This is a genomic window from Gemmiger formicilis (genome assembly GCF_016901605.1).
Classification (GTDB): Bacteria; Bacillota; Clostridia; order Oscillospirales; family Ruminococcaceae; genus Gemmiger; species Gemmiger formicilis_B.
Genome location: NZ_JACJKP010001001.1, coordinates 1 through 217 on the forward strand (window position 1 = coordinate 1; position 217 = coordinate 217).

General features: G+C 43.8%; 1 protein-coding gene. It reads left to right on the top strand.

Annotation, left to right across the window (positions count from 1 at the left end; translation table 11 throughout):
* On the top strand, positions 1–196 hold a 196-nt coding region (locus tag H6B10_RS17535; protein ID WP_204652570.1), incomplete at its 5' end, for a helix-turn-helix domain-containing protein.
* Positions 197–217: the final 21 nt, after the last annotated feature.

The window sequence follows — 217 nt, forward strand, 5'->3', positions numbered from 1 at the left end:
GTGTTCTTACCGTATTAACGAAGCGTGCCGCCAGCTATTGTACACAAACAAGCAGATCGGCCGCATTGCCGAAGATGTGGGCTATAAAGATGTGGATTATTTCCTTTGCAAATTTATCGAGCTGAAAGGCTGTACGCCTTCCCATTTTCGGAAGAGCAAAACCGAGAAACCACATTCTGAATTTCCCGGGAAATAATTCACACCAGAATAATCATAC